Here is a 13248-nt window from a genome sequence, read left to right as displayed (position 1 = left end):
CCCGTCGTTCTAATCAGCTGCAGCCGCTCGTAGCCCCACAAGTGTCGCACTTCTCGCAAGTCCCATTCCGGACCATCGTGAAGTTCTGGCACTCGCCGCACATGTTGCCCGTATAGCCCTGTGCGATCGAGCGCATGCGGCGTTCGTTTTCGACCTTTTTGGCTTCCGTCTTGGCGGTCGCAGCCTCGTCGGCGGCCTTGTCGGAGAAGAGGGCGGTGGTGGCCGCCTGTTCTTCGACCAGTTCCTCGACGATCTCTTCGGCGAGTTCCTTGGCGCGCTCCTCGTAGTCCCGCTTGAAGGAGACGATTTCGGAAGTCGAGATGGCGACGGTCGGTTCCAGCTTGCGGGCGGCGGCACCGGCAAAGGCGGTGACGTTGGTGCCGGCCGAGGCGCGGGCAGGGGCGGCCGTCGCCGCACCCTTGATGTCGGCCGGGCGATCGCCGCCGGTGCCGGAGACGAGCGTCGGCTTGTAACCGCGGGTCAGGCCCTTGGAGACCACATCCGCCTTGCCTTCCGAAACGCCGCGGCCAAGCGCGGTGTTGGAGAAGTCCGACGTATCGACATGCGCGAGGTCGTGGCGGCCGAGATAGGAGATCGCCAGTTCGCGGAACACGTAGTCGAGGATCGACGTGGCGTTCTTGATCGCGTCATTGCCCGTGACGATGCCGGCCGGTTCGAACTTGGTGAACGTGAAGGCGTCGACATATTCCTCGAGCGGCACGCCATACTGCAGGCCGAGCGAGACGGAGATCGCGAAGTTGTTGATGAAGGCGCGCAGGGCCGAGCCTTCCTTGTTCATGTCGAGGAAGATTTCTCCGAGGCGGCCGTCGTCGTATTCACCGGTGCGCAGGAAGATCGTGTGTCCGCCGATCTTCGCCTTCTGGGTATAACCCTTGCGGCGGCCGGGCAGCTTTTCCTGGCTGCGGACGACCTTTTCGATGATCCGCTCGACGATCTTTTCGGTGATCGTCACGGCCTGGGCGGCTGCCGGCTGGGCCAGCAGTTCCTCGACCGCGTCTTCCGCATCGTCATCGGCAATCAGCGACGAGTTGAGCGGCTGGGAGAGCTTCGAGCCGTCGCGATAAAGCGCGTTGGCTTTGACGCCGAGCTTCCAGGACAGCATGTAGGCGGAGCCGCAATCCTCGACGGTCGCGTCGTTCGGCATGTTGATCGTCTTGGAGATCGCACCCGAGATGAACGGCTGGGCGGCCGCCATCATGCGGATATGGCTTTCGACCGAGAGGTAACGCTTGCCGATCTTGCCGCAGGGATTGGCGCAATCGAAGACGGCCAAATGTTCGGCCTTCAGGAAGGGAGCACCTTCGAGCGTCATCGCGCCGCAGACATGGATGTTGGCGGCTTCGATGTCCTTCTTGGAGAAGCCGATATGTTCGAGCAGGTTGAAGCTCACGTCGGCGAGCTGCTCGTCGGTGACCCCAAGCGTGCCCTTCAGGAAGTCTGCGCCAAGCGTCCACTGGTTGAAGACGAACTTGATGTCGAAGGCGGCCTTGGTGGCGCCGTTGATGGCTTCGATCTTGTCGTCGGTGAAGCCCTTGGCCCGAAGCGAGCCGGCGTTGATGCCGGGTGCCTGGTTGAGGTTGCCGTGGCCGACGGCATATGCCTCGATCTCGGCAATCTGGCTTTCCGAATAACCGAGCGTGCGCAGCGCTTCCGGGACGGCGCGGTTGATGATCTTCCAGTAGCCGCCGCCGGCGAGCTTCTTGAACTTGACGAGCGCGAAATCGGGCTCGATGCCGGTCGTGTCGCAATCCATCACCAGGCCGATCGTGCCGGTCGGGGCGATGACCGAGACCTGCGCGTTGCGGTAGCCGTGCTGTTCGCCGAGGACAAGCGCCTTGTCCCAGGCAGCCTTGGCATGGGCGACCAGATCCTGGTCCGGGTTTTCCGAATGGATCAGCGCCACCGGGTTGACCGACAGCTGTTCGTAGCCGGAGGTTTCGCCATGGGCGGCGCGGCGATGGTTGCGGATGACCCGCAGCATGCTGTCGCGGTTCGGCGCGTAGTTCGGGAAGGGGCCGAGCTCGGAGGCGATTTCAGCCGAGGTGGCATAAGAAATGCCGGTCATGATCGCGGTCAGCGAGCCGGCGATGGCGCGGCCTTCCGGAGAGTCATAGGCGATGCCGGTCGACATCAGCAGGCCGCCGATATTGGCGTAGCCGAGGCCGAGCGTGCGATACTGGTAGGAGAGTTCGGCGATCTGGCGCGACGGGAACTGCGCCATCATCACCGAGATTTCCAGCACGACGGTCCACAGCCGCGTCGCGTGTTCGTAATCGGCGATGTTGATGCGGGCAGTCGTCTTGTCCTTGAACTGCAGCAGGTTCATGGAGGCGAGGTTGCAGGCCGTGTCGTCGAGGAACATGTATTCCGAGCACGGGTTCGAGCCGCGGATCGGGCCGCCGGCCGGCGAGGTGTGCCAGTCGTTCATCGTCGTGTTGAAATGGATGCCCGGATCGGCGGACGCCCAGGCGGCGTAGGAGATCTGTTCCCAGAGGTCCTTGGCCTTCAGCGTCTTCATCACCCGGCCGTCCTTGCGGGCGGTCAGGTTCCAGTCGCCGTCGGTCTCGACAGCGCGCAGAAAGTCGTCCTTCAGCGAGACGGAGTTGTTGGAGTTCTGGCCGGAGACGGTCAGATAGGCTTCCGAATCCCAGTCCGTGTCATAGGTCTTGAATTCCAGGTCCTTGTAGCCCTGGCGGGCGAACTGGATGACGCGGCCGATATAGTTTTCCGGAACCTGGTCCTTCTTGGCAGCCTTGATTTCGCGCTTCAGGGCAGGGTTCTTGAGCGGGTCGTAGCAGTCGTCGCCGCTCCCGCCTTCGCAGTTGAGGCAGGCCTTCATGATGGCCTTCAGGTGCTTGGAGACGATCTTCGAACCGGTGACGAGGGCCGCCACCTTCTGCTCTTCCTTGACCTTCCAGTTGATGTATTCCTCGATATCCGGATGGTCGATGTCGACGACGACCATCTTTGCGGCACGGCGGGTGGTGCCGCCCGACTTGATGGCGCCGGCAGCGCGGTCGCCGATCTTGAGGAAGCTCATCAGGCCCGACGAACGGCCGCCGCCGGAGAGCTTTTCGCCCGCGCCGCGCAGCATCGAGAAGTTGGAGCCGGTGCCGGAGCCGTATTTGAACAGGCGGGCTTCGCGGACCCACAGGTCCATGATGCCGCCTTCGTTGACGAGATCGTCCTCGACCGACTGGATGAAGCAGGCATGCGGCTGCGGATGCTCATAGGCCGACTTCGACTTGGTGAGCTTAGCCGTGAAGGGGTCGACATAGAAATGGCCCTGGCCGGGGCCGTCGATGCCATAGGCCCAATGCAGGCCGGTGTTGAACCATTGCGGGGAATTCGGAGCGACGCGCTGGGTGGCGAGCATGTAGGCAAGCTCGTCCATGAAGGCGGCAGCGTCTTCTTCGGAGGTGAAATAGCCGCCCTTCCAGCCCCAATAGGTCCAGGTGCCGGCAAGGCGGGAGAAAACCTGGCGCGCATCGGTTTCGGAACCGTACTGCTCTTCCTTCGGCAAAGCCTTCATCGCTTCCGTGTCAGCTACAGAGCGCCACAGGAAGGAGGGGACGTCGTTTTCCTCGACCTTTTTCAGGAACTTCGGAACGCCGGCCTTGCGGAAATACTTCTGCGCCAGAACGTCCGTCGCAACCTGGGAGAACTGCGCCGGCACGTCGATATCGGCAAGCCGGAAGACGATCGAGCCGTCCGGATTGCGGATCTCGCTGATCCCCTTGCGGAATTCGATTTCCCCATAAGCGCCTGTATCCGGCTTGGTGAAACGACGTTCGATGCGCATTGCCTTAATCCTCGTCCGTTGGCGCCTGATGATAAGGCGCAGATGTGCCGCTCCAGCCCACACGTTCGACGCGCGCAGCCGGTTGAATGTTCCCGATCCCAGGTGATCATCCGCAGATGCCAACCTGTATGTTGTGGTGATAACGGCTGCAACACTACTACATATAGTATTAACAGAATCTTTCCGCCAGTCCCAGCCGTTGTTCCGGAGCGGAAAATCGAGCACGCACGGAGACCGTGATAGCAGCCCGTCCCTCATAGCCGGACTGCATGATCTTTCCCGTCAAACTCGAAGAAGAACCGGCCTCGTTAATTCCGGTCCAGTCGCCGCCGCAACGTAAGGAACACTGTCGAACGAGCCGAGAGATTCGTCAAGGCGTAGATTGCAACGCTTTTATAACCACAAGATATTGTGGTTCGCGGCTGTGGATAACGGGGACGAAGAAATAGCCGAGGATTCTCAGGCAGTTGCGGGGACAGCCTGAAACTTGCGTTGCGAGGTGCGGAAATATTTCGTGAGCGGCGGCAGGTGCCGAAAGCCCGGTCCAGCAGGGTTTCGGGGGTTCGATCGTACCATATCGAGGCAGTTCAAGAATCTGTGGCCACCACTAATAGATAAGCCCGCGCGGTTTTTTAACCGGCGGGCCAGTGACAAGGACCAAGATTTTTGAAAAGGGCCGGAAAGAATCAGCCGTTGGTGCTCGGCTCCCGATGAAGCCTGTCCCCGCGGAAAAGAGGCCCAGGTGTCCCGGCTGACTTCAAGCGAGTCGGGACGATAGCCGTGCAGGCTACCCGAAAGGGCGCGGATGTGTGCCGAACAGGTTCGCCATCGGCGAGCCCGGGGTCTTCGTTTATCTTTTCCCGGCGCTGCGGCGTCAACGATGCCGCAGCGCCAGGGGTATCTCGCCCGGCTCAGAGAGAATCGACGTTTATCCCGATCGTCACGGCGCCGATCGGCGCTCCGCTCTCATCGGTAATCGTCACGCTTGCCTGCGACTGCAGCGTCTGGGACGATTCGTCCTTTTCAACCTCGTCGACGAACAGCGCGTTCTTGCCGGCACCGAAGGATTTTTTGAACTTTGCCTCGTCGCCCTGCCAGTAATCGGAGGTTATGTCGCTCTGGCCGACATTGAGGCCCTTGGCATCCATGACGAAGATTTCCGTAATCGCTCCCTCGGACTTTTCCTTCTTTTCCACGAGAAGTTTCGACAAGGCGTTGTTCAGCACGCTGTCGATCGTCGCACGATTGGAACTGTCGACCTCGGCGCGCCATTTCTTGTCGAGCGCCAGGATATCGGCGTCGCTCAGCTTGGCATTGGTGGCATTCTGGGCCTTGATCGCCGAAATGATCACTGCGTCGGTGAGCCAGGGCTTTACTTTACCGTTGACATATTCGGTCACCGGCGCGACGTGAGCCTCCTCGGCCAGAGCCGTGCCAAGCGGCAGGGCGGATACGGTGCTGCCGAGAAGGAGCATGACGATGATCTTATGCATAGGTGTTTCCCTTCCATAGGTTGCTGACGTTTATGAGGTCATGCCGCTTCAGAGGCGTATTCAGGACGCTTGTCTGAACGGAGCGGCAAAGCCGGTTTTTTTGTCGGAGAGAGATTGATGCCTCCCCGATTCGGAATGGGCCCGGGCACCATTTCCGGCTGTGTTTCCGACAGTGAAGCTGCTGGCCGAACTCAGCAGCAGACGGCCTTGCGAGAGCAGTTCCTGGCAGGCCGCATTGGTTTCCTCCACCATCGCGGCGTTCTGCTGCGTGGCATGATCCATCTGATTGATCGCGGAGTTGATCTCCTGCAGGCCCGTGGCCTGTTCCCGATAAGACTGGACGATCGAAACGATGCTGTCGCTGATGCGGTTGATCTGGTCGCCGATCTGGAGAAGGGCATCGCCCGTGTCGTTGACAAGCCCGACGCCGGCAGCGACCTCTTGATTGGAACTGGTGATCAGAACCTTGATTTCCTTGGCAGCATTGGCCGATCTCTGGGCCAGCTCCCGCACTTCCTGCGCAACGACTGCAAAACCCTTGCCTGCCTCGCCCGCGCGGGCCGCCTCGACGCCGGCATTCAGCGCCAGGAGATTGGTCTGAAAGGCGATCTCGTCGATAACGCTGATGATGTGGCCGATCTGGCTGGACGAGGCCTGAATCCGGTCCATCGCCCCGATCGCATTGCGGACGACGGTTGCCGAGGAATGGGCGCCCTTCTTCGTCTCCTCGACGAGGTGCCCGGCGCTCTCGGCCTTCTGCGAAGAGGTCCTGACCGTTGTTGTGACCTGGCCAAGGGAGGCGGCGGTCTCCTGGAGAGCTGCGGCCTGTCGTTCCGTGCGCTGAGCCAGCTGGTCGGCGGCGCCGGCAAGCTCGCTGGAGCGATCCTCCACCTGGTGGGACGCCTCCTTGATCTCCGTCAGGGCGGCGGCAACCGCCTCGACCATGTTGTTGAAGTCCTGCTGCAGTTTTTCAAAATCCGGCCCGAGACCATTGAGATGAATCGAAAAATCGCCTCCGGCAAGCTTTTCCAGCGCGTCTCCGAGCTCTGCCATGACGGCCCGTTGGGTGTTGCTGGTTTCCTCGGTGATCCTCGTATTACGGGCGCGTTCCTCGTCAAGCGACTGGCGCTGCTCCGCGGCGATACGCTCTTCTTCGACCTTCGCGATAGCCTCGCCGCGGAACACTTCCAGTGCGCGCGAGAGAACGCCTATCTCGTCACCATTGCGCTGGTATTCGACCGGGGAGGTGAGGTCGCCGGTTTGCAAGGCGATGATGCGCGCACTGAGGTTTCGGACAGGGCGTCCGACAAGCCGGCGCATTGCGAAGAGGAAGGCTGTGACCGCGACGGTGATGACGAGCAATTGGATAAGCAGGGTATTCAGCACTTCCTGCTGCGCCTTGGCGAGGATTTTCGCCACCGACCAGGCAGTGAAGAGATAGCCCGTGACCTTGCCGGATTTGTCCGGGGGCAGGGGCACAACGATCCCGACCAGACCTCTGGAAGCCAGCGTCGTATCGACAACCGTGCTGTCGGGTTTCTGACCGATCGCCTGGGCCAATTCGGCGGAGGACAGGACGCCTGCCACGCCGTCGCGTGCCCAGATGTCGACCGGCGCAAGCTCGGCGTTGAACGCGGCGAACTGGACGAGGTCGAGGTTAGGGTTGTCGCGCTGCAGAGCATAGGCTTCCCGCACCGCGTTGACCTTGCCCCATTTCACGCCGCCGGCCGCAACCGACGCGAACTGTTCGGCGCCGCGCGACCAATGTGCCGTCGCCGTGCTGATCAGCAAGCGCGTTTCCGATATCCAGGTATAGGTGGCCAGGGCGGAAACGCCACAAATGTTGACCGCGACAATAAGCGCCGCCAGTTTCGTGGTCAGCGGCATCCTATTCAAAAAATCACGCATGCGGGCCTCGATGTCATGCAGACGCGACCGGGGGGACCCCAGCCTGGCGGATTGAACTCGGACATCGTACGCTGAGAGTGTTACACGACAGGCATCATGCCCGTGCCGCCATTGTCAGGCAAAGCCTACGGACGACAGTGTTCCTTCTTTATATGAAGAAAAAATAAAATTAGGACGCCCTCATGGGGAAAGCGGAGAAATATACCGCCTGGGGCGAGATCTCGACGCGAGTTCCTTGATGAATGCCAAATTCAAGCCGCAAGGAGTTCTCCACGATCCTTCACGACGCCGAATTGAACGGTTTTCACCGCAGGCCTTCGGGGTGAGCCCGGATTTTGCGGCTGGCCGCACGAAGCGCTCGCGCGGAGAGGACTCCACGTCGTCGCGCCCCGCCCGAGACCTTGCTGTTATAGACCTTAGCTGCGGTCGGCCTTGGCGATCGGCTCCTGGTAGGTGAAGCCCATGTCCCAGGGGAAATAGATCCAGGTGTCCTGGCTGACTTCCGTGACGAAAGTGTCGATGGTCGGCACGCCGGAGGGTTTGGCATAGACGCAGGCGAAATGCGCCTTCGGCAGCATGGCGCGCACCTCCGATGCCGTCTTGCCGGTATCGGTCAGGTCATCGATGACCAGAACGCCGGCGCCTTCGTCGACCGTCAGTTCGGGCGTTATTCCCTTGAGCAGGTTCATTTCGCCCTGGTTGACGTAGTCGTGGTAGGAAGCGATGCAGACCGTCTCGATGAGGCGGATATTGAGTTCGCGCGAAATGATCGCCGCCGGCACCAGGCCGCCGCGGGTGATACAGACGATCGCGCGGAAATCCCGCTTGAGGCCTGCGAGACGCCAGGCAAGCGCCCGGGCGTCACGATGGAATTGATCCCAGGAAACGGGGAAGGCTTTTTCGGGAAGAGACATGAGGCTGGCCACCATTAGCGAAAGCATGTTGCTGGCTCTCGCTAATAGCGGCAATTCGCCCGTAGACGCAAGGATTTGTCAGCGGGAAAGCAAAGTCAGCGCCGTCATTGAATCGAGCACGCTGCGCGTCACGCCGCCGAACAGCATTTCCCACCAGCGCGAATGGCCGTAACCGCCCATCACCAGAAGGTCGACGCTGCCCTCGGAGAGGCGATTCTCGATCGCCGCTGCGGTGGTCACGCCATGCGCCTCCCGGGTCGTCAGCGTCACGTTGATGCCGTGCCGTGCAAGAGTTGCAGCGATCTCGGCGCCGGCCGTTTCCGACGTCTGGCTGTTGCGGTCGCCGGGATCGACGCAGAACACCTCGACGCTCTCGGCCGCTTTCAGAAACGGCATCGAATCGAAGGTCGCACGCGCAGCCTCCCGTGACCCGTTCCAGGCGATCATCACCCGTTTGACCGGCTGCGGCACCTTCATCGTGTAGGGGACGAGCAGCATCGGCCGGCCGCTGTCGAAGAGGAAAGTCTCGAGATCGGCGCGGTGATCGGCATGCGCCGGATCGCTCTGGCTCGCAACGATCAGATCGACGGAGCGGGCGGTATCCATGACCGAATGGCAGCCGTAGCCGGCCGACGACATGAAGCTGCGCCACTCGACGGAAAGTCCCTCGCGCGACGACTGTTGCCTGAAGATCCGCTCCACCTCCGCCGTCTCCTTCTGCGCGGCGTCCTGCAGAATCTGCACGGCGGAGGGATCCGGAATTTCCATCGGCGCGATCAGCGGCACGGCGGCCAGCGTTTCTGCGTGGACGCCGATCAGGTGGCCGGAAAAGCGTTCGGCGAGCGCGATCCCGTAGTCGGTGATCGGCCTGGCGTTTTGAGGTGTGTCGAGAACCGCTAGAATGGTCTTGTAGGCCATGGCTGCATCTCCTCATCAACTGGCTCTGCGGGATTGGGAACCAGTCTCTGATAATTACGTGTGTCGCGCATTGATCCCGGTCAAGGAGTGGCCGCCGACAGCAGGAGAGGCAGAGTGCCGCGGGTCAGGCGTCGGCTGTCGGATTGGTGGCGATCTTGGCCCGGTCGATGCCGGCGATCATTTCCGCCACGGCTTGCGCGGCCGCATCCAGAACCTGCGGGTCGCGGGCGCGCACGACGATCTCGGTCGAGAACCGCTGCCCGTCATATTTCGGATAGGAGCCGATGCTGGTCTCCGGATGCGCCTTCTGGACGGCCGAAAGAAGCGTGCCGATATCGCCTTCGCCATAGGGGCAGGGCAGCGCCCGCGACAGCATTTTTGCCCCCGAGCGCAGCATCGGCAGCACGTTGTCGACCATCGCCTGGAAAACCTGCGGCACGCCGGCCATCACATAGACATTGCCGATGATGAAGCCAGGCGCGGTCGAGACCGGGTTTGCGATATGTCTGGAGCCTTCGGGCATGCGGGCCATGCGCTGGCGGGCTTCGGTGAATTCCATCTCGCGGCGCTTGTACATGTCGGCAAGCAGCTTCATCGCGTCCGGATCGTGGATGCAGGGCACGCCGAAAGCCTTCGAGATCGCGTCGGCCGTGATGTCGTCATGGGTCGGGCCGATGCCCCCCGAAGTAAACACATAATCGTAACGGCCGCGCAGCGCATTCAGCGCCTCGACGATCGCATCCTCCTCGTCGGCGACGATCCGCACTTCCTTGAGGTCGATGCCTGAAAGCGTCAGCAGATCGGCAAGATGGCCGATATTCTTGTCCTTGGTCCGGCCGGACAAGAGTTCATCGCCGATCGCGAGCATGGCGGCGGTGACGATCGAGGATGGTTGAGGCGCTTCAGACATGGATATCCCTCCGTAAGTGCCACACTCCTAAGCCCAATTTTTTCAACGCAGAAGCGATTTTGTCGTGAGGAACGCAGAAACCGCCTCTGTTGCGAATTTATGATCCGCAAGCGAAATATCGTCTCCAGATGTTGAACAGTGCGTAGACCTCGCAAGGGCTGTCGCCGATCCGTGAAGCCATTACATGTGGGCCTGGTTCTGGCCGCAGACGGCCTTGTTCACACACCAGACATGCAATGGAGAAGATCATGGCGAAGGTTCTCGTGCTTTATTATTCCGCTTACGGCCACATCGAAAAGATGGCCTATGCGGTTGCGGAAGGCGCAAAGTCGGCAGGCGCCGACGTGACGGTCAAGCGTGTTCCGGAACTGGTTCCGGACGAGGTCGCCAAGGCCTCCTATTACAAGATGGACCAGCAGGCTCCGGTCGCGACCGTCGAGGAACTGACCGAATACGACGCGATCATCGTCGGCGCCGGCACCCGCTTCGGCACGGTCGCCTCGCAGATGCGCAATTTCTGGGATCAGACCGGCGGCCTCTGGGCACAGGGCAAGCTGGTCGGCAAGCTCGGCTCGATGTTCACCTCGTCGGCCACCCAACACGGCGGCCAGGAATCCACCATCCTCGGCTTCATCCCCACGTTCCTGCACCAGGGAATGGCCGTCGCCGGCCTGCCCTATGCCTTTGCCGGCCAGATGGGCACGGAAGAAGTCAAGGGCGGCTCGCCCTACGGCGCCAGCACGATCACCAACGGCGACGGCTCGCGCCAGCCTTCGGAGATCGAACTCGAAGGCGCCAAGTTCCAGGGCGCCCACGTCGCCAAGCTGGCCGCCAAGCTCGCTGGTTGAGTGAATTGCGATAATTTCTGAAGGGCGCGGCGAGAGATCGCCGCGCCCTTTTTTGCATTCCTTCCATCCGACCGTCTCGCTTTTTTCGTAACCGGCGAACCGCTTCCGCAATTTCGGTGCTTGACGGCGTCGTGCAAGTTCAAGAAACAGGACGCCCATGCGGACGTGGCGAAACTGGTAGACGCAAGAGACTTAAAATCTCTCGGCCTTTGGTCATGCGGGTTCGATCCCCGCCGTCCGCACCAAGCCTGACCTACTTTGCCTGCAACCGTTTGCGATGAAGACCGTTTGATATCCACTTCGATGGAGGCGTGCTTTGGGCTTTACCTTTGCGATCGGCGATATCCACGGTTGTCTTGCGCAGTTGAAGGAGCTGCTTGGGCAGGTGGAGGACCATGCGCCCAGCGGGCATGTGGTTTTCATCGGCGACTATATCGATCGCGGGCCGAAGAGCAGGGGCGTGCTCGACCTCGTCATGGCGGGGCCGCGCAAGGAAGGGTGGCGGTGGACGGCGCTCAAGGGCAACCATGAGGACATGATGGTCCGCGCCCACCAGAACCGCGGGCACGACGAAATCCTATGGATCGACAATGGCGGCCGCGAGACGATGGTTTCCTTCGACGGCTATGTGCCGCCGCAGGTGCTATCATGGTGCGCGCATCGCCCTTTGATCCTTGTCGACCAGCACCGGATCTTCGTGCATGCCGGCGTCGACGAGACGTTGCCGCTCGAGGGGCAGCGGGAGCGCGACCTGATCTGGAAGCGATTTGCGAGCGACGACGACGGCGAATTCTGGGGCCGGCATCTCTGCCATGGCCACACGCCGCTTCCCGGCAATCCACAGACGGTCGGCAACCGCACCAATATCGACAGCGGCTGCGTATTCGGCGGCGAGCTGACCTGCGCCGTCTTCGACGACGACGAACCGGGCGGGCCCGTCGAATTCCTGCGCGTGCCGGGCTAGTGCCGCCAGAAGACCGGCGTCAGCAGGACCAGCACGGTGAGGATTTCGAGACGCCCGAGCAGCATCATCAGCGACAGTAGATAGAGCGCCGGATCGCTGATCGTGGAAAAGTTGCCGACGGGGCCGACGATCGGGCCGATACCGGGACCGACGTTCGACAGCGCCGTGATGATCGAGGACGTGGCGGTCAGGACGTCGTAGCCGAACAGCGCCATGCCGACGCTGCCGACCACCCAGAGGAAAATGTAGAGGCTGACGAACAGGAAGACCGCACGCTGCGTTTCGGCATCCACCGTCAGGCTGCCGTAACGTACGGGATAGATCGCGTTCGGATAGATGAGCTTGTTCAGCCCGGCGCGGATGACGTTGACCATCACCACGAAACGATAGGCCTTGATGCCGCCGGCCGTCGAGCCGGAGCAGCCGCCCATGAAGGTGGCGAAGAAGGCGACCAGCACCGCGAACGGTCCCCAGAGCGTGTAGTCGTCGCTGGCAAAGCCGCCTGTCGACAGGATCGAGGTCATGTTGAAGAACGAATGGATCAGCGCATCGTGGAGTTCGACGCCATTTCTCAGGTGATGGTAGACCGCAACGGCGATCGAGATGACGCAGAGATAGCCGAGGAAAACCAGAATTTGCGGATCGCGCAGCGTATCCAGCCGGCTACGCACGGCCAGCAGGATCAGCACCGAAAACGGCAGGCTGCAGATCGCCAGGAACACCGTGCCGATCACCAGGATTGCGTTGCTGTCGAAGAAGGCGAAGGACATGTCGTGGGTCGAGAAACCGGCGGTCGCGATCGTTGTCATCGCATGATTGAGCGCATCGAAATGGTCCATACCGGCAAGATCGTATGCGACGGTGCAGGCAAGCGTCAGCAGCACGTAGACGATCAGGAAGGCCCGGGTGAAACTCGCAAGCCGGGCGAACGGCTTGTCGTTGGTCTCCGACGATTCCAGCTTGAAGATCGAGGCGCCGCCGACTTTCAGGAACGGCAGCACGAACAGGCCGAGGCCGACGATTCCGATGCCGCCGAGCCAGCAGAGCAGCGAGCGCCAGAGTAGGATGCCGGGCGGCATGTTGTCCAGCCCGACGATCACGGTCGAGCCGGTGGTGGTGATGCCCGAAATCGATTCGAACAGCGCCTGCGCAAACGAGAGCTCGTGTTCGGCAAGAAAAAGCGGAATGGCGCCGACCACGGAAAACATCGCCCAGAGGACGTTGACCAGCAGGAAGCCGAGACGCTTGTTGAAGACCGGCGGTGGGCCATGGGTCGCGAGCGCTGCCGCCGCCGCAAGCCCGCCGACCATGAGGCCGGACATCGCGAAAACCTGCCAGTCGCGATGCCCGTAATAAAGGTCCACCATCGCCGGCAGGAACATGGCGAGCGACAGGTAGAGCGCGCAGAGCGCCGTCATGTAGATGACCGACCGAAGAAGATTGGCGTTCAAAAATGGTTGTCCCGAAGTT

Annotated in this window: 9 protein-coding genes and 1 tRNA gene; 3 read left to right on the top strand and 7 right to left on the bottom strand. The window is 61.4% G+C overall.

The window, feature by feature from the left end:
* Positions 1-13: 13 nt before the first annotated feature.
* The 6 genes from C5J24_RS16640 to C5J24_RS16615 all read right to left on the bottom strand — a co-directional run bounded on the left by C5J24_RS16640 (position 14) and on the right by C5J24_RS16615 (position 9966).
* The gene (locus C5J24_RS16640; protein ID WP_105419398.1) at positions 14-3823 is read right to left on the bottom strand and encodes a vitamin B12-dependent ribonucleotide reductase; all 3810 of its coding nucleotides are present in this window, start codon (positions 3821-3823) and stop codon (positions 14-16) included.
* Between the two features lie 911 nt (positions 3824-4734).
* Positions 4735-5316: a hypothetical protein gene (locus C5J24_RS16635; RefSeq protein WP_105419396.1), complete on the bottom strand. Its 582-nt coding sequence runs from the start codon at positions 5314-5316 to the stop codon at positions 4735-4737.
* A 60-nt stretch (positions 5317-5376) separates the two neighbouring features.
* Entirely contained in the window at positions 5377-7224 is a 1848-nt protein-coding gene (locus C5J24_RS16630) for a methyl-accepting chemotaxis protein (protein ID WP_105419394.1), read from the bottom strand.
* Positions 7225-7640: 416 nt separating this feature from the next.
* Entirely contained in the window at positions 7641-8138 is a 498-nt protein-coding gene (gpt, locus tag C5J24_RS16625) for a xanthine phosphoribosyltransferase (RefSeq protein ID WP_105401425.1), read from the bottom strand.
* A 78-nt stretch (positions 8139-8216) separates the two neighbouring features.
* Positions 8217-9056 (bottom strand): universal stress protein, encoded by an 840-nt coding sequence (locus tag C5J24_RS16620; RefSeq protein WP_105419392.1) that lies wholly within the window; start codon positions 9054-9056, stop codon positions 8217-8219.
* A 124-nt stretch (positions 9057-9180) separates the two neighbouring features.
* Positions 9181-9966 (bottom strand): competence/damage-inducible protein A, encoded by a 786-nt coding sequence (locus C5J24_RS16615; protein WP_105419390.1) that lies wholly within the window; start codon positions 9964-9966, stop codon positions 9181-9183.
* Between the two features lie 248 nt (positions 9967-10214).
* On the opposite strand from C5J24_RS16615, the gene wrbA reads away from it, so the two are divergent.
* The 3 genes from wrbA to C5J24_RS16600 all read left to right on the top strand — a co-directional run bounded on the left by wrbA (position 10215) and on the right by C5J24_RS16600 (position 11778).
* Complete coding sequence (gene wrbA, locus C5J24_RS16610; protein ID WP_046624463.1) at positions 10215-10814, top strand: NAD(P)H:quinone oxidoreductase type IV; 600 nt, start codon at positions 10215-10217, stop codon at positions 10812-10814.
* Positions 10815-10973: 159 nt separating this feature from the next.
* Positions 10974-11059 (top strand) — tRNA-Leu (locus C5J24_RS16605).
* A gap of 71 nt (positions 11060-11130) precedes the next feature.
* Positions 11131-11778, top strand: coding sequence for a metallophosphoesterase family protein (locus C5J24_RS16600; protein WP_105419388.1), 648 nt, complete (start codon positions 11131-11133; stop codon positions 11776-11778).
* On the opposite strand, the gene C5J24_RS16595 is transcribed toward C5J24_RS16600, so the two are convergent.
* Positions 11775-13229 carry a TrkH family potassium uptake protein gene (locus C5J24_RS16595; RefSeq protein WP_105419386.1) on the bottom strand — a complete coding sequence of 485 codons (1455 nt, stop codon included), beginning with the start codon at positions 13227-13229 and terminating at the stop codon, positions 11775-11777. The two genes, C5J24_RS16600 and C5J24_RS16595, sit on opposite strands and share 4 nt — an antisense overlap.
* Between the last annotated feature and the right edge of the window lie 19 nt (positions 13230-13248).

The organism is Neorhizobium sp. T25_27 (genome assembly GCF_002968565.1).
GTDB classification, from domain to species: domain Bacteria; phylum Pseudomonadota; class Alphaproteobacteria; order Rhizobiales; family Rhizobiaceae; genus Neorhizobium; species Neorhizobium tomejilense.
This window is presented reverse-complemented; position numbering and strand designations above follow the sequence as displayed.